The sequence below is a fragment of the Janthinobacterium aestuarii genome, assembly GCF_046113285.1.
Lineage (GTDB): Bacteria > Pseudomonadota > Gammaproteobacteria > Burkholderiales > Burkholderiaceae_D > Janthinobacterium.
Map to the genome: position 1 here is coordinate 5,973,268 of NZ_CP142524.1, position 23,787 is coordinate 5,997,054.

Below are 23,787 nucleotides of genomic sequence, written 5' to 3' on the forward strand. Positions count from 1 at the left end.
GCCGCCAAGTGGCGCTCAAGGACAAAAACCGGGATTGTCCGGATAACCCAGCGACTCGGCCACCGCCATGGTGGCGCCGTTGGGCAAGCGCACGGCGCCTGCGCCGGAAGGAAACATCGCTGCCAGCAGCGGCAGGATGGGCCGGTACGGCACGCTCTCGCAGCGTCCGCCATCGCCGGGCACGCACAGGCGCGCGCGCACGAAACGGATGCAGCTGGCGCCATGCGGATCGTCCAGGCAATTGATGCGGTTACGCTGCGGACAACCGGGCATCACCGTCACCGGCAATGCCGCCAGCGCGGCGCCGCCGCTGGACTGCGACAGATAATCGATGCGCACATACGCGTCGCTGATGCCGCCGCCCAGCGGCAGCACGCCAGGCGCGGCGCGCAGCACCGCTTGCGCGCGCACGGCCTGCAGCGCACTTGCATTGCTGAAATCGGTAACGGCGGCGCCGCGCGCGGCACGCCGGGTAATCTCGTGCACCATATTCCATAGATACACGGCGCGCGCCACTTCCAGCATGGCGAACAGGAACAGGAAGAACAGCAGCGCCAGCATGGCGAACTCGACGGCGAAGACGCCGCCCTGGCGCTGCCGGCGGGGGCGCAGGTTAATTAACATAGCGTACTGTCGCATTGGCGCGCAGCGGGATCGGCGCCAGCTGCGGCAGCCACTTGCGGGTCAGTTCGGGCAGGAAATCCACAGGCATGTCGACGGACAACTTGATGCGCACCTGCAGCGGCGCCGCCGCATAAGTGCCGCAGCTGTAGGAATCGTCGGCATACACGCATTCCACGCTGATCAGGTATGGCTGCATGGCCGGCCAGCTTTCCGCCATGGCATCGACCACCATCTGCCGGGCAAACACGGCACCCTGGTTCGCCGTGTCGCCCCTGGCCATCTGCGACAGCGGCATGGTGGCCAGGTAGCGCGCCGCATCGTGCGTACTTTTTTGCAGGGCCGTGTACACCAGCAGCGCGCGGCCGAACAGCAGCACGAAAGGCAGCAGCGCCATGAAAAACAGCAGGATCAGCGCCAGCTCGATGGCGGCGACACCCTCCTGGCGGCGTCGCGCGCGGCAGGGCGGCCTCATTGCAGCAGCTCCGCAGGGCCCGCCAGCGCGCCCTCGGCCACGAGGCCGTCAAATTCGGCGCTCAACACGCCGTTGCTGGCCGGCGCCGTCATGAAGAAGCGGCCGATGCCGCGCACCTGCGCCAGCACGTCGCTGCCGGCCGGCACCGGGCAGGCCAGCAGGGCAATATGCAGCAGGCGCCGCTGCGCCACGCCCGTATTGCCGGTCGGCGCCGTCTGGTAAGCCAGCGTCTGGTATGGCGGCGTGGCAGGGTAGCCGGGCTTGGCGGCCGGCGCGGCAGGGCTAGCCGGATACAGCCTGGCCCAGTCGCTGGTGGCGAACGGCACGTAGCCGCCGGCCGGCTTCACACTGCTGTACTTGACCGCCTTGCCAAACGACCACAGCGGGCCGTAACTGCCAACGGCAGGCGGCGTCGCGTTCGATTCCGGATCGGCCACGGACAGCAGCGGATTGCCGGTGCTCAGGGCGCTCGGCGCGTCGGGCGAGTTCGTCATCCACCAGTTCGTGGCCGTATTCGGATAGGCGCGGATATTCGTGTCGGGCGGCGCCGTGACGGGATGACAGCCGCTGCCCGCATGCAGGTTGAAGCGCGCGTTGAAGGCCGGCCACAAGGCGGCGGGAAACGGCCGGTGCACATGCACTTGCGCGCTGCCGATGCGCGGGTACAGCACCGTGCCGTTGCACACAAACGGCAGCACGCTGGACTCGCCGACCTGCAGCGACGAGCCCACCACGCCCGGCTGGCCCAGGGGATTGAGCACGAAGTGTTCGGCCGCCGGACCGTGCGGATTGAGTTTCAACAGGTTATACGCCACGCCGCGGCGAAAACCATATTCCAGCAGCTCGACGGCCGGCAGCAGCGCCGCATTCGTGCGCGGGCTGGCCGCGCTGGCCGACAGCGCGCACACGGCCAGCGGCGTCAGGTTCAGGCTGGTACGTCCTGCCACGGCGCGCCCCCCCGTGTCCAGGGTGCGCAGCGCCGGCGACAAGGCGCCCAGGAACGCCGTCGCCACCCGCCCCAGCGACGGTGCATTGGCCTGCGTATCGACGCGCACGAACAGCGCCGTGGCGGCGTCGGGCACGGCGCCCGCCGCATGCCATTCGCTGGCGGGCGCGCCGGGCGCGCTGGCGAAGCGGATGCTGGCGTCCGACAGGATCGCGCCCTGCATGCGGCGCCGCCACGCGCTCTTGTCGGCCGCACTCTGCTTGGCCTTGTCCACGGCAGCGAGCAAGCCTTCGGGCGTGCCCACCAGTTCGGCGGCCGCCGCCAGCGCCGCGTTGTCGGCCAGGTTCTGCAATTCCGTCTTGCGGCCGATGACCTGTCCCACGTCGAGCGCCAGGCCGATAAAGCCCAGCACCAGGATAAGCAGGATGGAAAAGGCGATCAGCATCGCCCCGCGCTCGCGCCGGCGTCTATTTGCCATTGGCGCCTCCCAGCATGAACTGCACCGGCTGCGGCGTCTGGCCGTTCGGTTCGGCGAACGAGGCGCGGTAGCGCTGCATGACGGCGTGCGCGCTGGGGCCGTCAAGCCCGTCGGCAGGCTGGCGATTGTCCGCGCTGGCCGGATCGCGCACCTGCTGCGCCATGGCCAGACGCACGGCGTCGCCGAAGCGCGGGTCCAGCTGCGGCGTGCTGCTACTGCTGTGCGCGCAGGCTGCCAGCTGCAGCGCCAGGGTCAGCGCGGCCAGGCGCCGCAGCCCTATCAGGAGCGAATTCGGCATGGCGTGTCTCCCCGTCTCATTTCAACTCGAAGCCGTTGGCCGCGCGCGGCGGCGGCACGGACGGCGGCGCTGGCGGCACGGTGGCTTCCATCTTGCCGCGCAACATCAAGTCCGTGCGCGAAGGCGGCGCCAGCTGCGCCGTCGGCAGCACCACATCGGCCGGCAAGGGTTTCACCAGGTGCGCGGTAATGACGAACAACAATTCCGTGCGGTCATGCTGGAAGTCCGTGCTGCGAAACAGCGCGCCGAGGATGGGCAGTTCGCTCAGCCACGGCACGCCCGCGATGTTGCTCACCTGGTTGTTCTTGATCAAGCCGCCGATGGCGTAGCTCTGGCCGTCATACAGCTGCACCGTGGTCGAAGCGCGCCGCGTGGTGATGACGGGCAAAATAGAACGTCCGCTGACGCCGGCGGCGGAAATGCCCACCCCTTCGCGCGACAGTTCCGACACTTCCGGCGCCACCTTCAGATTGATGCGCCCGCCCGACAGCACGGTGGGGGTAAATCGCAGGCCGACGCCATACTCGCGCTCTTCCAGCGTGATCTTGTTGTTGTCCTGGCCGACGGGAATGAATATCTTGCCGCCGGCCAGAAAACTGCCCTCCTGTCCGCTGATCGCCATCACCGTCGGCTCGGCCAGGATGCGCACCAGGCCATCCTGTTTCTGCGCCTCGATGGTCAGCTGCTGGCCATTCGACTTGCGCACGTCGAGCAAGCCGTTGGCCGTGCCGCTCAAGAAATTCGACAGCAAGGTGGTGGCCCAGCTGCCGGAGGCGAAGCGCAGGGTGGCGCCCACTTCCAGCCGTTCCAGCAGCGACTTCGACACTTCGGCGATCTGCACGGCCAGCATCACCTGCTGCGGCGCGCTGACGTCGAGCATATTGATGACGCGGCTGTTCGCGCTGCCCGCGCCGCCGGGTGCAGCGGCCGCGAGCGGCAAGGCGGCGCCATCGGCTGGCTTGGGCAGCGCCAGCGGTGCGGTGGCGCGGCGCACATACGCATGCGCCAGCTCGACGGCGCGCAGCACGGCGCCCGCATCCTGCACCGTGCCCGACAGCACCAGGGTATCGGCCACGGCCGTCACGCGGATGGCTTTTTCTTCCGGCATCAGGGCCGCCAGGGTCGTTTGCAGGCCGGACGGGTCCATGCTGACACTGACGTTCACCACGCTGCACACGCCGCTCCTGCCCTGGATGATCATATTCGTGCTGCCCACGTCGACACCGACTACATACAAGGTGTCGGGTGCGACCAGCATGGCTTGCAGCATGGCCGGATTGCCGACGCTGCGGGCCAGCACCGCCTCGGGCAGGTGCAACATGCTCGACTTGCCCACCTGCAGCTGCAAGTTGCCGGGCGTCGCCGCTTCGCCGCCGCAGCGGGGGCCAGGATCGGCTGCCGCGCCGGCAAGCGGCAACAGCAGGCAGCACAGTGTCAGCAGGGCGCGGTTCATGAGCGTGTCCATGGTTGATCAAGGCAACAAGGCTAAAAACATTCGCGCGACTGGCGCGTCCCATCGATGACGCCGCTGCACTGGCGCTTGGGCTCCGGCGGCGCCTTGGCCACGCGCACGGGACGCGGCGCCACGGCCGGCACGGGCGCGGCGGCGGGAGCAGGCTCGGCTTCATGCGGTCCGCCCAGCAGGGTCAGCTTGGTGGCACCCGCCGTCACGCCCGGCTGCGGGTCGACCTGGTTGCGCAGCACCAGCGACAGGCTGCCCACGCTGCGCGCCAGATCCAGGTTTTCCGCCTGTTCCGGCGTCACTTCCAGGGTCACGGCATTGACCACGCGCGGCTTGGTCTCGTCGCGTCCCACTTCCTGCGCCACGGCCAGCACGAGGATGCGTTCGAGCACGATCTTGGAAATGTTGCGGCTTTGCGGAAACGCGCGGTCGCCGGCATCCTGCTGGGTACTGACGATGATGTCGACATAATTGCCCGGCAAGGCGAAGCCGGCCACGCCGATCACGTCGTTGACGCGCACGGTGATGGCGCGCCGCCCTTCCGTTATCAGGGCCGACAGGCCGCCCAACGTCCCCACGGGCGCCAGCTTGGCTTCGCTCAGCGGCTCGCCGCGCAGCACGCTCGTTTTCAGTACCCGTCCCGCCAGTTTCGCCGGGTCTTGCAGCGCCCCTTGCGGCAAGCTTTCCGCCGGCCATTCGGCCAGGCGCAGCATCTCGGGCGTCAGGCGCTGGCCCAGGTTGACATCGCTGGCGGCGACGACGATCTTGCCCTTGCCGGCCGGCGTCTGGCGCAGCAGCCAGTGCGAGGCCAGCAGCACGGCCAGCAGACCCAGCACCACGGCCAGGCCCATCATCAGCAGGGCGCGCCGGTTTTTCATGCGATGCGCTCGCACAGGCTGGCGGCCGGCATGTCGCAACTGGCAAACAGACTGCTCCAGGCCTGCTCCAGGGCGCCCACCGTCAGGCGCGCCTCGCTGCCGGCAAAGCCGGCGAAGTCGCCTATGCGCGCCAGCAATTCCTGCGGATAGCTGGCCAGCAGGGGCCGTCCCTGCGCGCCATGCAGCTGCAGCAGATGGTTCAGGGCCAGCTCGTCGATGGTCATGCCGGCCAGGCGGCATTGCTGGCGGAACAGGGCGCGATAGGCGTTCTCGGCCAGCGGCCCCACCTGCACCTTGTAGCCGATGCGGCGCAGCAAGGCAGGATCGAACAGCTCGCCTGGCGGCACATTCGTGGCCAGCACGAGGGCGTTATCGAAGGGCACGCTGATCTGCACGCCGCCGGGCAGGCCCAGCTGATCGCTGCCCCGTGCCAGCGGCTGCATCAGCCGCGTCAGCAGTTCTTGCGCGCCCAGGCGCTGGCGGCCCAGGTCGTCGATGATCAGCATGCCGTTGTTGGCCCGCACATGGGGCGGCGCCTGGTAGCAGCCGCCGCTGGCGTCGAGGCGCAGCTCCAGCGTGCCGGCGTCGAGCTCGGCGCCCACGTGGATCACGGGACGCTGGCACAGCACCCAGCGGATATCCGTGCTGCGCCGCTCCAGCGCCTGGCGCGCATGGCTGACGTGCTGCGGCGCGGGCGGCAGGTGCTGGGCCGGATCGTACAACTGGATGATGTCGTGGCCGACGACGATGGCGTAGGGCACGGCGACCAGCCCGTGCAGCAATTGCCCCAGTTGCAGCGCCAAGGTCGACTTGCCGCTGCCGGGCGGACCGTACAGCAGCAGCGAGCGCCCCGAATGCAGGGCCGCGCCCACCACGTCGAGCATGCCCGGGCCCGCATGGGCGCCGCCGAGCACGGCGGCCAGGTCATCGCTGCCGACGCGCTGTTCCTGCGCCAGCCACGACTGGCGCGCCACCATGGCGCGGTACGCTTCCAGGGTGACGGGCGCGGCGCCGATATACGCGCAGCGTTCAAGAAAAGCGCTGGCGCGCTGCTTGCCGGCGCCCGTCAGCTGGTACTGCACGTCGATGTCGGACTCGCCGCGCCAGGCCACTTCGGCCATCTGCTCCGTCACCATGAAATCGAGCACTTCGCGCAAGACATTGATCGACAGGCGCAAGCGCGTCGTCAGCGCGGACAGATGCGTCTTGCCGCCCACAAACATCAACTTGGCAATCAGTTCGACGACCAGCGGCCGTTCCAGCCCCGTTTCACGCAAGCTCTTCGGCTGCGGCGGCAAGGGCGGCATCAGGTTCGCGTCGGCGGGGCGCGGAACGCTGTCGGTGCTCATGGAATAGTCGACCTCGGTCATGCTGCGTCTCCTAGCCGGTTAAGACTGCATTGAACAGAATTCATTCTAGCGAGCGGGCACTGGCGCCCATTGATTCAGAGCAATGAATGCCAATCAGAAATAATGCTGCCCTTGCACCACCAGGCAGCCCAGGGCAATGGCCAGTCCGTACGGCATGTTGCCCACGCTGGCATGGCTGCCCAGTGCGGTCGGCGCCAGGGGAATGCCGGCCATGCGCGCGATCATCGGCCACAGCAGCTGGCGCAGATTGCCGAGGCAGGCGCGCCACTTGCCCTGGTACGTGATCATCAGCACGGCCATCAGGCCGCCCAGGACAAACGTGGCGAAACAGATCTGCAGCACGGGCCAGGGACCGGCAAAGGTGCCCACCATGGCGATCAGCTTGACGTCGCCGGCGGCCATGCCGCGCAGCACATACAGAGGCAGGAACAGAAAGAAGCCCGTCGCCATGCCGCCCAGCACCAGCTGCGGCACGCGGTGCGGCCACAACCACAAATGCAGCGCCAGCGCGGCGAGCATGCCGGCCAGCACCAGCCAATTCGGAATCTTGCGTTGGATCAGATCACTGACGGCGGCCCCCGTCACGAAGCACAGCAACAGCAGGTCGCACAAGGCAGTTGCAGGCATGGCACACCTCCCGAAAAAAACCCGCTGCCGGCCGGCCAGCAGCGGGCACCCGCTTAGGGCGTCAACACCAGGTTCGACGAGATGTCGGTGAGGACGGCCAGCAAGTTGGTCTTGATCAGCAAGAATCCGGCCGTGATGGCGGTGGCCATCAAGGCCGCAATCAGGCCGTATTCGATTGCCGTAATGCCATCCTCATCCTTGACAAACTGCTGTACTGCCGACAGGAAGGTATGCATGACAAGCTCCCAAAAGTGAATCACAAGTCCCTGGCGCAATCGGGTGTGAAACATTGCCCTTTCCTGCTAATATGTTTCCTGCCGTAAATTTCTGCGCCATTGCATTGACTATAAAGCGTCCACGTTTTGGCAAATTGACGCGCCACAAGTTTCCATATGGAAATTATCAAACCTTGTCGACATGGCGGCTGGCGCAAACAAATGTTGCGATCCGGATTGAAAGCCTTCGTCAGGGCAAGTTTTTTGCAATGTAGTGCATGAATCTCATGTATTTACATGAAATATTGCATACGTTAATTGCCTATTAGGCAAAAAGACATTATCCTGCTTAGCTCTTCTTTGGAAAGGCCTCTCGCCCGGCGGTACAGAGCGTCATGCCACCAAATAAATCTTGGCTTCTTGTAGACGGACGCGAACATGCTCTTGCTTGATGCAATGCTGGTATGACGACACTTGTGTGACTACTTTCCAGAGAACGACAATGGATTCCCTACTGAAACACATGGTGGACATGACCGGGCACCGCGACCACACGATGCTCGACATTTCCGTGATCTCGGCAGTGCAGGAACTCGCTGCCGCGTCGCAGACCCGTGTGCTGGCCCTGACCACCGTGCGTGGCCAGGTGTTCGTGCGGTCGCGGGCCATCATCGTGGCGGGCAGCGTGGCCCGCATGGAAGAGCATACCGACCCAACCCTGCCAGGAGAACCGCTGTCCGACTACCCGGCCCTGGCCGCCTGCATCAAGCGCCATGAAGCGAGCGCCGACACCTTGTGCGCCGACGGCCGCCACCTGCTGTGGCTGCCCATCTGGATCGGCGACCAGGTCACCACCTGCCTGGAAATCACCAACCCCACGCCCTACACGGGCGCCACCATCCAGGTGATCGGCGGCATCGTCAGCGTGTACCGCAATTTCCAGAACCTGCTCGACTACAGCGAACGCGATTCGCTCACCGGCCTGTTGAACCGCAAGACCTTCGACGACCAGCTGGCGAAAATCCTGCACAGCCGCGGCGAACCGGAAGCGGACAAGCCGCGTCCCGTCGATGAAGAGCGGCGCCACCATACGGACACGGAACGGCAATGGCTGGCCGTGATCGACGTCGATCATTTTAAACTGGTCAACGATAAGTTTGGCCACCTGTATGGCGATGAAGTGCTGATCCTGATCGCCAACCAGCTGCAATCGTCGTTCCGCTCGCAAGACCGCATCTTCCGCTTCGGCGGCGAGGAATTCGTCGTGCTGCTGCGCTCGATCACCCTGGAAAATGCGCAGAAAATCATCGACCGCTTCCGCACCAATGTCGAGGCGCACGACTTCCCGCAAGTGGGCAAAGTCACCGTCAGCGTGGGCTTCGTCAGCATCAACGCCTACGAGGCGCCCGTCATCATCCTCGGCCGCGCCGACCAGGCCTTGTATTACGCCAAGAGCCATGGCCGCAACCTGGCTTGCCATTACGACGAGCTGGTAGCGAAAGGTTTGTTAACGACCATTGCCTCGAACGATACGGCGGAATTTTTCTAGGCATCCGCCAGCGATAAAAAGCGCATGGGATCGACCTGCCACTTGGCCGCCGACTCATGGCCGACGATCTTGTCGGCGCCGCCAAAACCGAAGCCGCGCGACAGGTCCACCGTCTCGGGCTTGATGTAGGTCTTGCTCTTCGTACTGAAAAACACATTCACTTTCGGCGCCAGCAGATTGCTTTCGTGCGCCTCGACGACGACGGCCAGGCGGCCCGATTCCAGCATCACCATGGTGCCCACCGGATAGATGCCCACGCAGCGCATGAAATCCTGCGCAAACACGGGGTTGAAATGGAATTTGCTCCATTCATAAATCTTGCGCAGGGCTTCGGCGGCGGGAATGCCCTTGTGATAGCTGCGGTCCGACGTCAGCGCGTCGTACACGTCGACGATGGCGGCCATCTGCGCCAGCTCGCTGATGGCGTCGCCGGCCAGCTGGTCAGGATAGCCGCTGCCGTCGCGCCGCTCGTGGTGATGCAAGGCTATGTCGAGCGGAATGGCGCCCAGGTCGGGCGACTGCAGCAGGATCTCGTAGCCATCGCGCGGATGGCGCTTGATCAGGGCAAATTCCTCGGACGTGAGGGGACCCGGCTTGTTCAGCACGCTATCGGGCACCAGCGCCTTGCCCGTGTCGTGCAGCAAGCCACCGAGGCCCGCCTGGTGCGTGGTGGCCGCATCGATGCCGCGCGAGCGGCAAAACGCCACCAGCAGCGCGCACACGCTGACGGAATGCAAAAAGGTGTAGTCATCCTTGGTCTTGATGCGCAACAAGCCGACGAGGGCGCCGGGATTGCGCAGGATCGATTCGGTAATATCTTGCACCGTGTGCTGCACGCGGTCGAGCTCGACCGCCTTGCCCAGGCGCACGTCGGCCATCACCGTACGTACCAGGCTCGCGGCCTGGCGCCGCACCTGCGCGGCGCGCGCCAGTTCCATGCCCAACGACACGCGCGTGACCACCTGCGGCGCTGCGGCGATCTGCACCAGTTCGCGCTCGGTCTCGGCGCGCGCCTGCGCCACGGTGGGCGCATCCTGCACGTCGAGGCCCTTGCCGCTGTCGATCACCACGTCATGGATGCCGGCCTGCACGATCTTGCGGATTTCATCGTCGCTGCGCAACAGAAAACGGTTGCGCACGAACGGATGCGTCATCCAGTCACAGCTGAGGTCATGAATGTACATGCCCACTTTTAATTGAGACGAATCAACTTTCTTGAGCATGCTGTCATCCCACAAATACGCGGCTGGAGCACCGAAGGCGCTAGAATGAGTATAACAAAATTGTTATTCTGCTGGCCGCGTTCGGCGCTGCGGCGCAACACCCTGTTTTTCCGCTCACCGCACCGCTATTGGGACCCATGGAACTGCGCCAATTACGCTACTTTGTCGCCATCGTCGACCACGGCTCGCTGTCGCGCGCGGCCCTGATCCTGCACGTGGCGCAGCCGGCCCTGACGCAGCAGCTGCGCCAGCTGGAAGAGGAACTGGGCGTGCAGCTGCTGCACCGCTCGGCCCAGGGCGTGCTCAGCACGGATGCGGGCAAGGTGTTTTACGAACATGCGCAGGCGATCCTGAAACAGGTGGCGGACGCCCGCTCGGCCGTTACGCAAAGCGCCACGCGGCCGTCCGGCAATGTCACCCTGGGCTTGCCGCACAGTATCTCCGGCGCCCTGGCCCTGCCCCTGCTGCTGGCCGCGCGCGAACGCTATCCCGAGATCACCCTGCAACTGACGGAAGAAATCACGGGCAACCTCAATGCACAGCTCAAATCAGGCCGCATCAATCTGGCCGTGCTGTTCGACGATGGCCAGCTGACGCCGTTTTCCTGCTGCCCCCTGGTGGAGGAAGAAATGCGTTTTATCTGCCGCAGCGATTCGCCGTTCGCGCCCCCGGGCACGGCGCTGTCATTCGCGCAGGCATTGAGCGCCACCCTGATCCTGCCGGGCCTGCAGCATGGCGTGCGCCCCCGCATCGACAGCCGCGCCCGCGAACTGGCACTGGAGACGGCGAACGTGATCGAGATCAACTCGATCGCCATCCTGAAATCGGCTATCCTGGCCGGCATGGGCGCCACCATCCTGCCCGCCGCGCCCCTGCTGGCCGAACTGGACAGCGGCGCCATGCGCAGCTACGCCATCCACAGCCCCGTGCTGTCGCGCACGGTGGCCCTGTGCGCCTCGAAAAACATTCCCCTCACCAATGCAGGCAACGCCGTGAAAAACCTCGTGCTGCAAGTGGCCGCCGAACTGTGCGGCAGCGGACGCTGGGTGGGGGCGCACGTGCTGTAGCGTGAATTATTTTTCCAACAATAATTTCTCAAAAGAAATAAAATGATGGTCTTGTTCATTTCACCATCGTCATCATGTTCTTGCTTACCACTTCCTTGCGCCGTCTGGCGGCAAGCGCCGTCCTGCTGCTACTGATGCAGGGCGCTCAAGCCGCGCGCCCTCAATCCGAATTTCCCTTGCGCGAGGTGCTGCTCAGCGATGTTGCGCAGCCTATCGAAAGAAAAGAAATCGAGGTGGTGGTATTTATTGCGCCGGAAAGTTGTACGCCCAAGACCCATGAAAGTACCTGGGGTACCATCGTCTCGTCGGACAACACCTCCCTGTTCAAAAGCTGGGCTTGCCGTGCCTATGTCGACGCTGCCAAGGATCCGAAAGAAGAATTCGCCTTCGTCCCCATGCCACCCGCGTTCAAGCGACCATCCATCCTCCACACCGTGCAGGGACTGCCTGCCAGCACGACGGGGCGGCGCTACGTGGCGTTGATCGACTGGAAATATGCCGATACCACGCTAGGAAAATGCAATAGCTTTGGCTGCTACTCCAGCCTCGTCATGCTCATTGAAACGGTGGTATACGACCGGGTTGCAGCCAAAACGATCTGGCATTCCATCGAAACGACACGCGCCGCGATGAAGGGACTCAGCTACGATGTCAAAGAGGCAAATCGTATAGGGCCACTGCACGTTGCCATTACGCTGAACGCGATCATTGAGCGCAAAACCGTGCAACAAGCCGAGGAACAAGGCATGCGCCGTACGACCGCCCTCGAGCCGTCGAATGTGCCAGGACAGGCGGGCACGGCACTCAACAAAAAAGCCAATCTGATCTTCTTTAACCGCATGCCGCAAGAAACAGTGGATAGCGAGAAATTCGACAGTGGCAGGAAATTCTATGATATCCAGTCCAGCCATCTGCAGGGCCGCGCGAAAAAAACCTCTTACTATAATGACTCCAAGACCCATGTGGCGCTGGAACTGCCGCCGGGCACGTACGAAATCGCCTTCTACAAAGACCGCAAGACCTTCGATATCAAGGAAAATGGGCCTCCCGTCTACCTGAGCTTTGATAACGGTATCTTCAGCACCATCAGTATCAATGAACTCAGTCCGCAAAAAGCCCTGGAACTGACGCAAGACTCGCTCAATGCCCTGCTGCCCGAGTTGACGCCCGTCGCCTATCCCTTGCGCGCGCGCAAGCAGCAATGGACGCAGCCCTAAGCGGGCACGGCAGACAGGGCCTGTCTTGCGGCGCAAGGCAGGCCATCATTTTTTCTTATACCCCCATCGTCAAAGCGTATTTGCCCCTTCCTCACGGTCGTTCTACACTGACCACATTAACTATTTTAAATTTAAACTAGTTATGTGCCGCCCACACGCGGCCATCCCGTCTGCACAGTACGCGCCTTACCGGGCGCGTCCTTGGTACAGCCGATATCTGAAACACCCTTTTGGAGACAGCCATGTCCGTGACCACGGAAAACGGCTCCGCAGCGTTCGCTAGAAACGCCGGTGCCGCGCCATCTACGCCCCCCGACACATCCCGTTTGACCACCGTCAGCCTCGACGACAAATACACGGCCACATCCGGCGCCATCTTTCTGTCCGGCATCCAGGCCCTCGTGCGCCTGCCCATGATGCAGCGCTTGCGCGACCAGGCCGCGGGCCTGAACACGGCCGGTTTCATTTCCGGCTACCGCGGCTCACCGCTGGGTGGCCTCGACGAAAACCTGTGGAAAGCGAAAAAGCAGCTGGAAGCGCACCACGTGCAGTTCGTGCCCGGCGTCAACGAAGACTTGGCCGCCACGGCCGTCTGGGGTTCGCAGCAGGTCGACCTGATCGGCCCGGCCAAGTACGACGGCGTGTTCGCCATGTGGTACGGCAAGGGCCCGGGCGTGGACCGCTGCGGCGATGTCTTCAAGCACATGAACCATGCGGGCACGTCCAAACTGGGCGGCGTGCTGCTGGTGGCCGGCGACGACCATGGCGCATACTCATCGACTCTGCCGCACCAGTCCGACCATTTGTTCTCCGCCTCGATGATCCCCGTCTTGTATCCATGCAATGTGCAGGAATACCTGGACCTGGGCATCCACGGCTGGGCCATGTCGCGCTTTTCCGGCTGCACGGTGGCCTTCAAGGCCCTGGCCGACACGGTCGAATCGTCGGCCTCCATCGATGCCGACCCGTTCCGCGTGGAAGTCAAGGTTCCGCAGGACTTCGTCATGCCCGAAGGCGGCCTGAACGCGCGCCTGTCGAGCATCCCGCTGGGCCAGCAGGCGCGCAACCAGGAAGCGCTGATGCAGGACTACAAGATCTATGCGGCCCTGGCCTACGCGCGCGAAAACAAGCTCAACCATACGACCATAGACAGTCCGAACGCCAAGCTGGGCATCATCGCCTCCGGCAAATCCTACCTGGACGTGCTCGAAGCGCTGGAAGAGCTGGGCATCGACGAGCAGATGGCGGCCAATGTCGGCATGCGCCTGTTCAAGGTGGCCATGCCGTGGCCGCTGGAACCGGACAGCGTGCGCGAATTTGCGCAAGGTCTCGATGAAATTCTCGTGGTCGAAGAGAAGCGGCAAATCGTCGAATACCAGCTCAAGGAACAGCTGTACAACTGGCGCGACGACGTGCGCCCTAGAGTCATCGGCAAGTTCGACGAAAAAGGCGAATGGGTGGCGCCGCGCGGCGAATGGCTGCTGACCTCGAAGGCGGATTTTTCCGTCTCGCAAGTGGCGCGTGTCATCGCCAGCCGCATCGCGCGCCTGATTTCCGATCCCGTCACCTGCGACCTGATCAAGGCGAGACTCAGCTTCCTCGACGCCAAGGATGCGGTATTGAAAAAGGCCGTGAATACGCCGTTCCGCCCCGCGTTCTACTGCTCCGGCTGCCCGCACAATACCTCGACCAAGGTGCCGGACGGCAGCCTGGCGCTGGCCGGCATCGGCTGCCACGTGATGGCGACCTCGATCTATCCGGAAATGAACAAGCTGACCACGCACATGGGCGGCGAAGGCGCGCCGTGGATCGGCCAGGCCGCGTTCTCGGAATTGCCGCATGTGTTCCAGAACCTCGGCGACGGCACCTACTTTCATTCGGGCTACCTGGCCATCCGCGCCGCGCAGGCGGCCAAGGTCAACATCACCTACAAGATTCTGTACAACGACGCCGTCGCCATGACGGGCGGCCAGCCCGTGGACGGTCTGATCACCGTACCCATGATGGCGCAGCAGGTGGCCGCCGAAGGCATCGCCCGCATCGCACTGGTCACGGAAGATCTGTCACGCTACAGCGACCGCAGCAACCTGCCCGCCCACCTGACCTTGCACGACCGCAAGGATATGGATGCCGTGCAGCGCGAATTGCGCGAAGTACCCGGCGTGTCCGTGCTGATCTACGACCAGACCTGCGCGGCCGAGAAACGCCGTCGCCGTAAAAAAGGAGAGTATCCCGATTTGCCCAAGCGCATGGTCATCAACGACGCCGTCTGCGAAGGCTGCGGTGACTGCGGCGTGCAGTCGAACTGCGTGTCGATCTTGCCGAAGGAAACGGAATTTGGCCGCAAGCGCACCATCGACCAATCCTCGTGCAACAAGGATTACTCGTGCGCCAAGGGTTTCTGCCCCAGCTTCGTCACCGTCGAAGGCGGCAGCCTGAAGAAAACCAAGACGGGCGCCGGTAAAGCGGGCGAGACGGACAACTTCGGTCCGCTGCCGGAACCTGTATTACCCGATTGCGACGCGCCTTACAACATCCTGATCAACGGCATCGGCGGCACGGGCGTCATCACCGTGGGCGCGCTGATGGGCATGGCCGCCCACCTGGAAGGCAAGGGCGCGTCCGTGCTGGACATGACGGGCATGTCGCAAAAGAACGGATCCGTCACCTCGCACGTGAAGATCGCCAAGTCCCCGGCGCACATCCGCGCCCAGCGCATCGCCACGGGCGAAGCGGACCTGATCCTGGGCTGCGACATGCTGACGGCCGGCGCGCAGGATGCCGTGTCGAAAATGCGTCCTGGCCGCAGCCTGGCCGTCGTCAACCTGCACGAGCAACCGCCGGGCACGTTTGCGCAAAATGCGGACTGGCAATATCCAGCGGCGGAAGTGCGCCAGCTGATCGAGGAATCCGTGGGCGGCGCGGACGCGGCCGACTTCATCGACGCGACGAAATTGGCCACCGCGCTGATGGGCGACTCGATCGCCGCCAACCTGTTCATGCTCGGCTACGCCTGGCAAAAGGGCCGCATTCCGTTGACGGAGGCGGCCCTGCTGCGCGCCATCGAATTGAACGGCGTGGGGATCGAATCGAACAAGAAAAGCTTTTTGTGGGGCCGCCGCGCCGCCGTCGACGTGCGCCGTGTCACGCAAATCGCCACGCCGGCGCAAGCGATCATCGTGCAAATGCCGCAAAGCCTCGATAGCGTCATCAAAAAGCGCGTGGAATTCCTCACCGCGTATCAAAACGCCGCGTATGCGGATGGTTATGCCACCCTGGTGAAGCAGGTGCGCGACCGCGAAAACACCCTCGGGCTGGGCCAGAAGCTGTCGACGGCCGTCGCCAGGAGCTATTTCAAGTTGCTGGCCTACAAGGACGAGTATGAAGTGGCGCGTTTGTACACGGATGGCCGTTTCGTGGAGCAGTTGCAGCAGCAGTTCGAGGGTAATTTCTCCGTGAAATTCAACCTGGCGCCGCCGCTGTTTGCCAAGAAAGATACGAAGGGGCACCTGGTGAAAGCGGAGTTCGGTTCCTGGATGTGGCGCGCCTTCAAGTTGCTGGCCAAAGCAAAAGGCTTGCGCGGCGGCACCTTCGACGTCTTCGGTTATACGGCCGAGCGCAAGATGGAACGCGCCCTGATCGTCGAATACCGCGAACTGCTGGCGGGACTGCTGGTGAACCTGACGGCGGACAACCTGGCCACCTGCGTGGAACTGGCATCCCAGCCCGAGAAAATCCGCGGCTTCGGCCACGTCAAGGAAGCGGCCGTCGATACTTACCGCAAGGACAAGGCGAGGTTGCTGGCCGTGCTGGCGGATGGAAGCAAGCACGCGGCATAAAAGACAACGCAGAGCCTCGGCTCTGCGTTTTTTTATTCGGGGCAGCGCCCCACCGTCGCCCCCGGCAACAGCACCGGTTGCCAGATTTCCTGCAAGCGTTCCGGCGGCGTGCCGGCCAGCAGGGATTGCAGCATCTCCACCATCTTGGCGCCGGCGCGGCGCAGGTCGGGCTGGTCGATGGTGGTGACGTTGATGCCGATCAAGGTATCTTCCACATTGCCCCAGACGATGACGGAGATCTCCTTGCCGATCTCGATGCCCGCATCCATCAGCGCGCGCACCACGCCCACGCCGGACAGGTGGTTGTCGACGATGACGGCCGTGGGACGGGGCGAGCAAGCCAGCAATTGCTGCATGGCCTGGTAACCGCTGCGGCGATCAAAAGTATTGTCGAGCAGATAGTTGGGGTCCAGCGGCAGGCCCGCTTGTGCCATGCAGCGGATAAAGCTTTCCTTGCGCTCGTAAGCAAAGTGCAAGTCCAGCGGCGCGCTCAGCAGGGCGATGCGCTGGTGGCCATGGGCCGCCAGGAAAGACACGGCCAGGTCGATGCCCGTATCGTTGTCGTAATCAAAATACGCGTACGGCGCGTCGATGCGCGTGCGGCCGTTCGCGACAAAGGGAAAGCCGACTTTCGTCAAATACGCGATGCGTTCGTCGACCACCTTGGTGCGGCCCACCACGAGGCCATCGACCTGGCGCCCGCGCACCATGTTTTCATATGACGGCTGTTCGTTCTGCGGCGACACGGGGGCGATGATCAGGCTCATCTTCGACGCTTCGACGGCGTCGGACATGCCATTGACCACGGAAAGAAAAACGCTGTCGCCCAGGTCGCTGGGCAGCAGGGGATAGATCATGCCGAGCACATTCGTGCGGCCGACGGCCAGGCTGCGCGCCAGGGGGTTGGGCCGGTAGCCGACTTTCTTGGCGGCGGCCAGGACGATTTCACGGGTGCGGGAATTGACTTCCGGATAGCCGTTCAACGCCCTGCTGACTGTCGTTTTCGACATGCCGAGGGCAATTGCGAGGCTCTTGAGATTCATGTTAACTACCTGTCTGTATGGCAAAAGAAACCAACTCTGACCGTCCATTATAGCCCAGAGCGCCAAACAGGCGGCACATGAGCGTGCACCAACATGGTAGAAAAACAACAACTTATTAGATTTTTAAAAATTGTCTTTTGAAAAACGAACGTGTTTGCCGCGTCAGCAGCATGGCATGATGAATGGCACGAAAACAAATGCTGTTATCGATAGCGTGTACTTACTTTACTCTCTATCGCGCCACGTGCGGCATGCCGCTTCGGCACGGCATAGCGCGCACGATAAGATTATCAAGAAAACATAATTCACTGGAACTGTGCGAGAATTTATCCTACTCTTGACTAAGGTAAAGATTGCCTGCAGACATGCCGCAGCGCCTGGCCTGCATTCTTCCTCTTGTGTACACGCCTGGGCATACTTTCAAAGGTGAACAATGTGGTATCGCTAACGTCCGTCAACAATCTGCAAGCCTCGCTGGCCACGGCGCAGCGCCGGGTCGAACAAGGCCAGAACCAGGTCCAGCGCGACAGCGAACAGCTGGCGCAAAGCCGCCAGTTGCTGGCGCGGGAACAGGAATCGCTGAGCCAGACCCAACGCAGCAGCCAGCAAGCGCAGGCCGATGCCCCGGCCGCCATCAAGACGCCGCAGCTGGACCAGGCGATCAAGGTAGCCGTGCCGCAACAAGCAGCCCCCGCCGCACCGAAAAGCACGCCCCAGCTGAACGGCTATGGCCAGACCCTGGGACGTCTGATCGATGTGACGGCTTAAGCCAGCTTACTTCGCCATCTCCTCTTCCAGCATCGCCAGCCACCACTTTTCCCCCTTCTTCGGCTGCGCCAGGTCGACCGCCTCGCCCATCTGCGGCGTGGCCAGGTTGACGCCCTGCCTGGCCGCCAGTCCCGTGATGCGGTCGAACGGTTCGTGCCAGGCGTGCAGGCCCAGGTCGAAGGTGCCGTTATGCACGGGCATGAGCCACTTGCCGCGCAAGTCCAGGTGCGCTTGCAGGGTTTCCTCCGGCTGCATGTGCACGTCCGGCCACAGCTTGTCGTAGGCGCCCGTCTCGATCATGGTCACGTCGAACGGGCCGTACTTGTCGCCGATCTGCTTGAAACCGTCGAAATAGCCGGAGTCGCCGCTGAAAAACACGCGCACCTCGGGCGCGTCGATGACCCACGACGCCCACAGGGTTTGATTGCTGTCAAACAAGCCCCGCCCCGAGAAATGCTGCGATGGCGTGGCGACGAGTTTCACGCCCCCAATCGTCGTCCCCTGCCACCAGTCGAACTGCTGCACCTTGTCCTTCGGCACGCCCCATTCGACGAGGGTGTCGCCCACGCCCAGCGGCGCGACGAAGTGTTCGGTCTTGGCGGCCAGTTGCAGCACGGCGGCATGGTCGAGGTGGTCGTAATGGTTATGCGACAGGATGATGGCCTTGATCGGCGGCAAGTCGGCGATGCTGATGGGCGGCTGGTGGAAACGTTTGGGTCCCGCCCACTGCACCGGTGAGGCGCGCTCGGAAAACACGGGGTCGGTGAGGAAGAATTCGTTATTCAGTTTCAGCAGCAGGGTCGAATGGCCGAGGCGAAACAGGCTGTTGTCCGGCGCGGCCAGCAGTTGCGCCCGGGTCAGCGCTTGCACGGGCACGGCCGCAGCCGGTACCGTGCTGTCGGGCTTATCAAAGAGAAATGTCCACATCAGCTTGAGCGTTGCCGCCGTGCCCAGCTTGTGCATTTGCACGGGATTGCGGAACTTGCCTTCGAGGCGTTGCGGTGATTCGGTCGGCGCGACGGGCGCGGCGCGCAAGGTGCAAGAACTCATGATGATCAGAACTCCCAAGAATAAGATGCGGTACATATGCAGCCCGGTCAATAAAATACAAGGATTAAATTACACTACACAGTGTAGTTCCTATTTCTGGCAAAGTAAACCAGGAGGTGTAAAATATTGTTTTCAAAGGAGATTTTCAGCCATGGCCGCACCGCAACGCCTCACCGACCGCAAGCGCGTCGCCATCGTCGATGCCGCCATCGCCGAGTTCCGCGAGCACGGTTTCGATGCGACCAGCATGGACAAGATCGCCGCCACGGCCGCCGTGTCCAAGCGCACCGTGTACAACCATTTCCCCAGCAAGGACGAGCTGTTCGCGGAAATCCTGCAGCGCATGTGGGAAAGCAGCATGGCCCAGCCCGCCGTGCCCTATGTGGCCGACCAGCCGCTGCGCCCGCAAGTGCTGGCCCTGGTCGAGCAGAAGATGGCCCTGCTGTGCGATCCGGCCTTCATCGACCTGGCGCGCGTGATCTTTGGCGAAACCATCCACTCGCCCGAGCGCGCGCAAGCGATGGTGGCGCGCCTGAATGAAAAGGAAACGGGCCTGAATATCTGGATCCGCGCGGCGCAGCAAGACGGACGCATCAAGGCGGGCGAGACGCTGGAAGTGGGACACCTGCTGATGGCTCCATTGAAGACCTTTGCCTTCTGGCCACAGATCACCCTCGGTGAACCGCTGCTGAGCCCGGCACGCCAGCGCGAAGTGACGGCACTGGCCGTCGATATCTTCCTGTGCTATTACGGCGTGGCAAAACAGACGGCATAAACGGGCGGCAAGTGGGCAGACAGCGTCTGCCAATGTTCGCCCTCGTCGCCCGAATACCAGGCGCCGCCCGTCGTCGACGCCATCAATAAACTGCGCCCGTCGTCGGCCAGCGCCAGCCCGTGGCGGTAGATGAGGTCGTAGCAATGCTGCTGCGGCAATCCCGCGCGCAACACTTCAAACGTTTTCCCGCCGTCGCGCGTGCGCGTCACGGCCAGCGCGCCGTCGATGGGTATGCGCAGCACGTCCGCCTGCGCCGGCACGAACCAGGCCGTGTCGCCATCGCGCGGATGCACGGCCACGGCAAAGCCGAAATGCGACAGCGGCGCCGTCGTCACTTCCTGCCAGTGCCAGCCCGCGTCAAGCGAGCGCCAGATGCCGTTATGGTGCTGGCACCACAACGCGTCCGGCGTGCCGGCGCTGCGCACGATGCGGTGCGGGTCTTGCACGGCCTCGTTTTCATCGAGTTCGGGCGGCATGTAGTCGGCGCGCATGCCCGTCGCGCTCAAGGCCCAGCTGGCGCCGCCATCAGCCGTTTGCCACACGCCGCCGCAAGATACGCCGACCAGCACGGTATTGCTGTCGCGCGGGTCGACGCAGATGCTGTGGATGCCGGGCACGTCGTAGCCGCCGCCAAACCACTGCGCCCGCTGCGGCACGTTCCACAACGCTTCCACCAGTTGCCAGCTGTCGCCGCGGTCGCTGGAACGGAACAGGCCGCCAGGTAAAGTCCCTGCCCACAGCACGCCGGGCTGGTCCGCGCCGCCGGCCGCCAGCGACCAGATCTGCCGCAAGGTCCAGTCCACGCTATCGCTGCTGCCCTCGGGCTTGGCGGGATAGGCGGGCACGGCGACTTCCTGCCACGCGCCGGCGCCCGCGTCGAGGCGGTGCAGCTTGGCGCCGAAGTGGCCCAGGTTCAGGGCTGCGTACACGGTGCCGTCGCGGCCATCGTGCAACAGCATGGAAACGGGATCGCCGGCAAACTGCACCAGCGCCAGCTGCCAGGCGCCGGCCGCATCGACATCGAACCGGAACAGCCCCTTGCGGGTGCCGAGATACGCGCGCTGCGCCCTGCCTGGTCCCATGATTAACCTCCGGAAAGTGCCTGCAAGATATAAACTTGGCTGTCGGGCCGCAAGGCGTCGTCCAGCACGCTGCGCTCGCGGCAGCGCACGCCGTCGATGAAGATCACCACATTGGGACGCAACGCGCCCTGTTCGTCGAGCACGTAGCCGCGCAGGCGCGGCTGCTGGGCAAAGACGCTGTCCAAGGCGGCACGCAGGCGTGGCGCGGACACGTCCACCGAGGGGACTTTCAGGAAGCGTGCCAGTTGTTGGGTAAAATGCAAGTGCGCCATGCTGCCTTCGACGTCATCGACCTGGACTCATTCTAGTCCGATTCGCCGACGATGCAACGGCGATACCGCTAAAATAGCGGCAAGCACACAAGGAGGCCAGGCATGACGATTACCCCGGAAGAACTAGCGGTGCTGATGCAGGAAGTGGAAGTGGCCGATCCCATCGATTTTGCCGACCTGCCCTTCAACGAGCAGGAATTGCGCGGACTGATCGCCAACCACCTGTGCGAGATGGCCGACGCCATGGAAAGTTTCAGCCCGGAAGACCGCAACCTGGCCCTGCTGGCCGTGGCGGCCAAGCTGGTGCTGGAAAACCTCGTATTGCACGTGCAGTTGCTGCGCCGCCACGGCTTGCCCGTCAGCGACGGCGTGGAAGCGCTGCTGCAGCGTTTGAAGAACCCGGGCAAGCCCTGACTACGGCGCGGCAAGCCGCTATTGCAGGTTGATGGCGGTCAACACCATGCTGCTGCCAGGTAAATCCGTGCCTTGGCGGATGTACAGCACGCCATGCCGCGACAGCGCCAGGCTGCCGCCCATGCGGTAGGTCCAGACGGTCTTGCGGCTGGCCAGGTCGATCGCATAGGTATTGTTGCGCCCGCCAACAAACAGCAGATTGCCGGTGACGATCAGATCGCCGCCAAAATACCCATCAAGGGCCGTATCCAGGGGCCAGCGCCATAGGAGCGCACCGTCAGCGAGCTGGCGTGCTTCGAGCGCCTGACCGGCCTGGTTTCCCACGTACACGACGCCCCGCGCCACCACTGGCTGCGTGCTGAACTGCCCCTGCACCGTCCAGCGCACGGCGCGGCTATCCACGTCAACCAGGCTCAAGCTGTTATCCGCCGCCTCGCCGGCCAGCGGTCGCTGATTGAGCACCAGCACGCTGCCCGCCTCGGCCAGCACGGGCGCCTGGCGCAGGCTGCTCTTGTTCAAGCCGCCCAGCACCTGGCCCGGCACCGCCACGCTGAAGCGCGTCGTGCCATCGGCGATATTGAACGCCGTCAATGCCCCTGCCGCATGGCTGTACACCGTGCTCGCATTGACGGCGGGTGTCCACTCATCAACATTGCCCAGCTTGGACAAGCCCAGGCTGGCAGACCAGCGTGTCTGGCCCGTCGCCGCACCGATGGCACTCACGTCGTTATTCCCGCCCAGGTAGACATTGCCGTCCAAAAAGGTGGGCGCCGTCGCCAGGGAAACACCCAGCAGTGCGCCATTCGTATTCGGCGGACGCACGCCGAGCGGCACGCCACCAGCAAGCGCGTCAAAGACATACACGGTATCGCTGCCCGCCATGGCCAGCTTGCCGCCCGACACGGCCGGCGCGCCCAGGTAACCGTCCGACGTGAGCGACTGGGTCCAGCGCGCCTGGCTGTCGCTCTCGCTGAGCGCCGTCACCGTCGACGTGGTCACATATTTGCTGCTGCCTTCCGCCGGCGCGGCGGACTGCTGGCTGACATACACGAGGCCGTTGGCCGTCACCACGGGACTGCCGACGACCGCGCGCGGGGAGCTCGCGCCCAGCCAGGTCCAGCGGCGCGTGAAGCGGCGGCTGTCGAAGGTGGCCGGCACCAGGCCCGTATGCGCGGCATTGCCATTCACGCCTTCCCAGTCGTCCACGCCGGGCAGGGCTTGCAAGGCGCCCATGCTGCCGGCGAGCGGCGCGACAATGACCTTGTAATCCATGCTTTCCGTCCTGTACAGGCCTACCGTGGCGGGCAAGGACAGCTCGATCTTGCCCGTGTACTCGCCGGGAAGCAGACCAGGCACCGTTTTGAACGTCAGCCGCCAGCTGCCATCGGCCTGCTTCTGGCGGTCGGCCGCCTGCAGCACGAGCGCCGTGCCGCTGGCGGGTTTTTCCTGCGGCTGGGGACGCGCATCGCTCACGCCATCGGCCAGGCGCACTGTCACGCGAATATCATCGCAGGTGGCGCCAGGCTGGGCCGTGCAGCTGCCGCTCACCTCCGCCAGCGTCATGCCGGGTTTTTCCTGCAAGCCAGGCGGCACGCCAACGGCGCTGCCGGAACCGCCGCCACAGGCGGACAAGGTAGTCATGATGGCCAACGCCAATGCGGCGGCCTGCCACAACGAAGGGAATAATGTGCGCATGCAATGTCCATGTTGAGGTTTCATTTCCTCCCCAATGGAGGTGTGCTGGAAACCTGGACTGAATGTTATAGCATGAGAAACATTGTTAAAATCTAACAGATACTCACAACAACGCTTTACTTGCGCACGGCGCGCGCCTGGATGGTGATATCGCTTTCGGCCACGGCCACGCAGGGCAGGATGTAGCCGTCGAGCCGTTCATCGGGGCTGATGCCGGGCCAGTCCACCGTGTAGCGGATCTTTCCTTCGGGCATGTGACAAATGCACGTGCGGCACGTGCCGTTGCGGCAGGAACTGAGCAGGCGGATGCCGGCCAGCTCGGCGGCGGCCAGCACGGTGGTGCCCGCCTCGGCCCGGAATTGCCAGCCTTGCGGGACGATGGTGACGGTAAAGGTGGGGATGGTGAGGGGCGCGCTCATGCGC

At 63.8% G+C, this 23,787-nt stretch carries 23 protein-coding genes; 7 read left to right on the top strand and 16 right to left on the bottom strand.

What is annotated here, in order from left to right; genetic code table 11:
- Nucleotides 1–15 precede the first annotated feature (15 nt).
- From OX462_RS26910 to OX462_RS26950, 9 genes are all read right to left on the bottom strand, one after another.
- Entirely contained in the window at nt 16–624 is a 609-nt protein-coding gene (locus tag OX462_RS26910; RefSeq protein ID WP_409027406.1) for a TadE/TadG family type IV pilus assembly protein, read from the bottom strand.
- Nucleotides 614–1,096, bottom strand: a complete 483-nt coding sequence (locus OX462_RS26915) for a TadE/TadG family type IV pilus assembly protein (protein WP_070313047.1) — start codon at nt 1,094–1,096, stop codon at nt 614–616. The genes OX462_RS26910 and OX462_RS26915 overlap by 11 nt, the downstream gene beginning before the upstream one ends.
- On the bottom strand, nt 1,093–2,520 hold the full coding sequence (locus OX462_RS26920) for a pilus assembly protein TadG-related protein (RefSeq protein WP_070219069.1): 1,428 nt from the start codon (nt 2,518–2,520) through the stop codon (nt 1,093–1,095). The genes OX462_RS26915 and OX462_RS26920 overlap by 4 nt, the downstream gene beginning before the upstream one ends.
- Nucleotides 2,510–2,818, bottom strand: a complete 309-nt coding sequence (locus OX462_RS26925) for a hypothetical protein (RefSeq protein ID WP_070289460.1) — start codon at nt 2,816–2,818, stop codon at nt 2,510–2,512. Before OX462_RS26925 ends, OX462_RS26920 begins: the two co-directional genes overlap by 11 nt.
- Before the next feature lie 16 nt (nt 2,819–2,834).
- Nucleotides 2,835–4,283: a type II and III secretion system protein family protein gene (locus tag OX462_RS26930; RefSeq protein ID WP_227742085.1), complete on the bottom strand. Its 1,449-nt coding sequence runs from the start codon at nt 4,281–4,283 to the stop codon at nt 2,835–2,837.
- 20 nt (nt 4,284–4,303) lie between these two features.
- Entirely contained in the window at nt 4,304–5,158 is an 855-nt protein-coding gene (gene cpaB / locus OX462_RS26935) for a Flp pilus assembly protein CpaB (RefSeq protein ID WP_121670865.1), read from the bottom strand.
- Nucleotides 5,155–6,528: an ATP-binding protein gene (locus OX462_RS26940; RefSeq protein WP_083287654.1), complete on the bottom strand. Its 1,374-nt coding sequence runs from the start codon at nt 6,526–6,528 to the stop codon at nt 5,155–5,157. Before OX462_RS26940 ends, cpaB begins: the two co-directional genes overlap by 4 nt.
- Before the next feature lie 93 nt (nt 6,529–6,621).
- Nucleotides 6,622–7,155 (bottom strand): A24 family peptidase, encoded by a 534-nt coding sequence (locus tag OX462_RS26945; protein ID WP_070219065.1) that lies wholly within the window; start codon nt 7,153–7,155, stop codon nt 6,622–6,624.
- Between the two features lie 53 nt (nt 7,156–7,208).
- The gene (locus OX462_RS26950; RefSeq protein WP_034752975.1) at nt 7,209–7,391 is read right to left on the bottom strand and encodes a Flp family type IVb pilin; all 183 of its coding nucleotides are present in this window, start codon (nt 7,389–7,391) and stop codon (nt 7,209–7,211) included.
- 481 nt (nt 7,392–7,872) lie between these two features.
- Between OX462_RS26950 and OX462_RS26955 the strand changes: the two genes are divergently transcribed.
- Nucleotides 7,873–8,919, top strand: coding sequence for a GGDEF domain-containing protein (locus OX462_RS26955; protein WP_070219064.1), 1,047 nt, complete (start codon nt 7,873–7,875; stop codon nt 8,917–8,919).
- Here the strand turns inward: OX462_RS26955 and OX462_RS26960 are convergent.
- Nucleotides 8,916–10,142 carry an HD-GYP domain-containing protein gene (locus OX462_RS26960; RefSeq protein WP_409027407.1) on the bottom strand — a complete coding sequence of 409 codons (1,227 nt, stop codon included), beginning with the start codon at nt 10,140–10,142 and terminating at the stop codon, nt 8,916–8,918. The genes OX462_RS26955 and OX462_RS26960 overlap by 4 nt on opposite strands.
- A gap of 137 nt (nt 10,143–10,279) precedes the next feature.
- Between OX462_RS26960 and OX462_RS26965 the strand changes: the two genes are divergently transcribed.
- From OX462_RS26965 to OX462_RS26975, 3 genes are all read left to right on the top strand, one after another.
- Nucleotides 10,280–11,209 (top strand): LysR substrate-binding domain-containing protein, encoded by a 930-nt coding sequence (locus tag OX462_RS26965; protein WP_070219121.1) that lies wholly within the window; start codon nt 10,280–10,282, stop codon nt 11,207–11,209.
- A gap of 74 nt (nt 11,210–11,283) precedes the next feature.
- A complete protein-coding gene (locus OX462_RS26970; RefSeq protein WP_409027408.1) occupies nt 11,284–12,426 on the top strand; it encodes a hypothetical protein in 1,143 nt (380 codons plus the stop codon).
- A gap of 242 nt (nt 12,427–12,668) precedes the next feature.
- Nucleotides 12,669–16,265, top strand: a complete 3,597-nt coding sequence (locus OX462_RS26975) for an indolepyruvate ferredoxin oxidoreductase family protein (RefSeq protein WP_409027409.1) — start codon at nt 12,669–12,671, stop codon at nt 16,263–16,265.
- 32 nt (nt 16,266–16,297) lie between these two features.
- Here OX462_RS26975 and OX462_RS26980 read toward each other — a convergent pair whose 3' ends face one another.
- Nucleotides 16,298–17,308, bottom strand: a complete 1,011-nt coding sequence (locus OX462_RS26980; protein WP_409027410.1) for a substrate-binding domain-containing protein — start codon at nt 17,306–17,308, stop codon at nt 16,298–16,300.
- A gap of 435 nt (nt 17,309–17,743) precedes the next feature.
- Between OX462_RS26980 and OX462_RS26985 the strand changes: the two genes are divergently transcribed.
- Nucleotides 17,744–18,076 (top strand): hypothetical protein, encoded by a 333-nt coding sequence (locus OX462_RS26985; RefSeq protein WP_143449866.1) that lies wholly within the window; start codon nt 17,744–17,746, stop codon nt 18,074–18,076.
- Between the two features lie 6 nt (nt 18,077–18,082).
- On the opposite strand, the gene OX462_RS26990 is transcribed toward OX462_RS26985, so the two are convergent.
- Nucleotides 18,083–19,126: an MBL fold metallo-hydrolase gene (locus OX462_RS26990; protein ID WP_409027411.1), complete on the bottom strand. Its 1,044-nt coding sequence runs from the start codon at nt 19,124–19,126 to the stop codon at nt 18,083–18,085.
- Nucleotides 19,127–19,277: 151 nt separating this feature from the next.
- Here OX462_RS26990 and OX462_RS26995 point away from each other — a divergent pair, with 151 nt between their 5' ends.
- Nucleotides 19,278–19,901, top strand: coding sequence for a TetR/AcrR family transcriptional regulator (locus OX462_RS26995; protein WP_070219059.1), 624 nt, complete (start codon nt 19,278–19,280; stop codon nt 19,899–19,901).
- On the opposite strand, the gene OX462_RS27000 is transcribed toward OX462_RS26995, so the two are convergent.
- Together OX462_RS27000 and OX462_RS27005 are read right to left on the bottom strand one after the other, a co-directional pair.
- Entirely contained in the window at nt 19,874–20,983 is a 1,110-nt protein-coding gene (locus OX462_RS27000; RefSeq protein ID WP_409027412.1) for a WD40/YVTN/BNR-like repeat-containing protein, read from the bottom strand. The genes OX462_RS26995 and OX462_RS27000 overlap by 28 nt on opposite strands.
- Nucleotides 20,984–20,985: 2 nt before the next feature.
- On the bottom strand, nt 20,986–21,255 hold the full coding sequence (locus OX462_RS27005; protein ID WP_409027413.1) for a MoaD/ThiS family protein: 270 nt from the start codon (nt 21,253–21,255) through the stop codon (nt 20,986–20,988).
- A 102-nt stretch (nt 21,256–21,357) separates the two neighbouring features.
- On the opposite strand from OX462_RS27005, the gene OX462_RS27010 reads away from it, so the two are divergent.
- The gene (locus tag OX462_RS27010) at nt 21,358–21,669 is read left to right on the top strand and encodes a hypothetical protein (protein WP_070219056.1); all 312 of its coding nucleotides are present in this window, start codon (nt 21,358–21,360) and stop codon (nt 21,667–21,669) included.
- A gap of 18 nt (nt 21,670–21,687) precedes the next feature.
- Here OX462_RS27010 and OX462_RS27015 read toward each other — a convergent pair whose 3' ends face one another.
- Nucleotides 21,688–23,364 (bottom strand): BamB-related PQQ repeat family beta-propellar protein, encoded by a 1,677-nt coding sequence (locus tag OX462_RS27015; protein WP_409027414.1) that lies wholly within the window; start codon nt 23,362–23,364, stop codon nt 21,688–21,690.
- A gap of 116 nt (nt 23,365–23,480) precedes the next feature.
- The gene (locus tag OX462_RS27020; RefSeq protein WP_409027415.1) at nt 23,481–23,783 is read right to left on the bottom strand and encodes a 2Fe-2S iron-sulfur cluster-binding protein; all 303 of its coding nucleotides are present in this window, start codon (nt 23,781–23,783) and stop codon (nt 23,481–23,483) included.
- Nucleotides 23,784–23,787 lie beyond the last annotated feature (4 nt).

What these genes read in the sequence shown, in the direction of transcription:
- OX462_RS26910 (WP_409027406.1), bottom strand. Translation starts at nt 624, where the DNA reads ATGTTAATTAACCTGCGCCCCCGCCGGCAGCGCCAGGGCGGCGTCTTC.
- OX462_RS26915 (WP_070313047.1), bottom strand. Translation starts at nt 1,096, where the DNA reads ATGAGGCCGCCCTGCCGCGCGCGACGCCGCCAGGAGGGTGTCGCCGCC.
- OX462_RS26920 (WP_070219069.1), bottom strand. Translation starts at nt 2,520, where the DNA reads ATGGCAAATAGACGCCGGCGCGAGCGCGGGGCGATGCTGATCGCCTTT.
- OX462_RS26925 (WP_070289460.1), bottom strand. Translation starts at nt 2,818, where the DNA reads ATGCCGAATTCGCTCCTGATAGGGCTGCGGCGCCTGGCCGCGCTGACC.
- OX462_RS26930 (WP_227742085.1), bottom strand. Translation starts at nt 4,283, where the DNA reads ATGGACACGCTCATGAACCGCGCCCTGCTGACACTGTGCTGCCTGCTG.
- cpaB (WP_121670865.1), bottom strand. Translation starts at nt 5,158, where the DNA reads ATGAAAAACCGGCGCGCCCTGCTGATGATGGGCCTGGCCGTGGTGCTG.
- OX462_RS26940 (WP_083287654.1), bottom strand. Translation starts at nt 6,528, where the DNA reads ATGACCGAGGTCGACTATTCCATGAGCACCGACAGCGTTCCGCGCCCC.
- OX462_RS26945 (WP_070219065.1), bottom strand. Translation starts at nt 7,155, where the DNA reads ATGCCTGCAACTGCCTTGTGCGACCTGCTGTTGCTGTGCTTCGTGACG.
- OX462_RS26950 (WP_034752975.1), bottom strand. Translation starts at nt 7,391, where the DNA reads ATGCATACCTTCCTGTCGGCAGTACAGCAGTTTGTCAAGGATGAGGAT.
- OX462_RS26955 (WP_070219064.1), top strand. Translation starts at nt 7,873, where the DNA reads ATGGATTCCCTACTGAAACACATGGTGGACATGACCGGGCACCGCGAC.
- OX462_RS26960 (WP_409027407.1), bottom strand. Translation starts at nt 10,142, where the DNA reads ATGCTCAAGAAAGTTGATTCGTCTCAATTAAAAGTGGGCATGTACATT.
- OX462_RS26965 (WP_070219121.1), top strand. Translation starts at nt 10,280, where the DNA reads ATGGAACTGCGCCAATTACGCTACTTTGTCGCCATCGTCGACCACGGC.
- OX462_RS26970 (WP_409027408.1), top strand. Translation starts at nt 11,284, where the DNA reads ATGTTCTTGCTTACCACTTCCTTGCGCCGTCTGGCGGCAAGCGCCGTC.
- OX462_RS26975 (WP_409027409.1), top strand. Translation starts at nt 12,669, where the DNA reads ATGTCCGTGACCACGGAAAACGGCTCCGCAGCGTTCGCTAGAAACGCC.
- OX462_RS26980 (WP_409027410.1), bottom strand. Translation starts at nt 17,308, where the DNA reads ATGAATCTCAAGAGCCTCGCAATTGCCCTCGGCATGTCGAAAACGACA.
- OX462_RS26990 (WP_409027411.1), bottom strand. Translation starts at nt 19,126, where the DNA reads ATGAGTTCTTGCACCTTGCGCGCCGCGCCCGTCGCGCCGACCGAATCA.
- OX462_RS26995 (WP_070219059.1), top strand. Translation starts at nt 19,278, where the DNA reads ATGGCCGCACCGCAACGCCTCACCGACCGCAAGCGCGTCGCCATCGTC.
- OX462_RS27000 (WP_409027412.1), bottom strand. Translation starts at nt 20,983, where the DNA reads ATGGGACCAGGCAGGGCGCAGCGCGCGTATCTCGGCACCCGCAAGGGG.
- OX462_RS27005 (WP_409027413.1), bottom strand. Translation starts at nt 21,255, where the DNA reads ATGGCGCACTTGCATTTTACCCAACAACTGGCACGCTTCCTGAAAGTC.
- OX462_RS27010 (WP_070219056.1), top strand. Translation starts at nt 21,358, where the DNA reads ATGACGATTACCCCGGAAGAACTAGCGGTGCTGATGCAGGAAGTGGAA.
- OX462_RS27015 (WP_409027414.1), bottom strand. Translation starts at nt 23,364, where the DNA reads ATGCGCACATTATTCCCTTCGTTGTGGCAGGCCGCCGCATTGGCGTTG.
- OX462_RS27020 (WP_409027415.1), bottom strand. Translation starts at nt 23,783, where the DNA reads ATGAGCGCGCCCCTCACCATCCCCACCTTTACCGTCACCATCGTCCCG.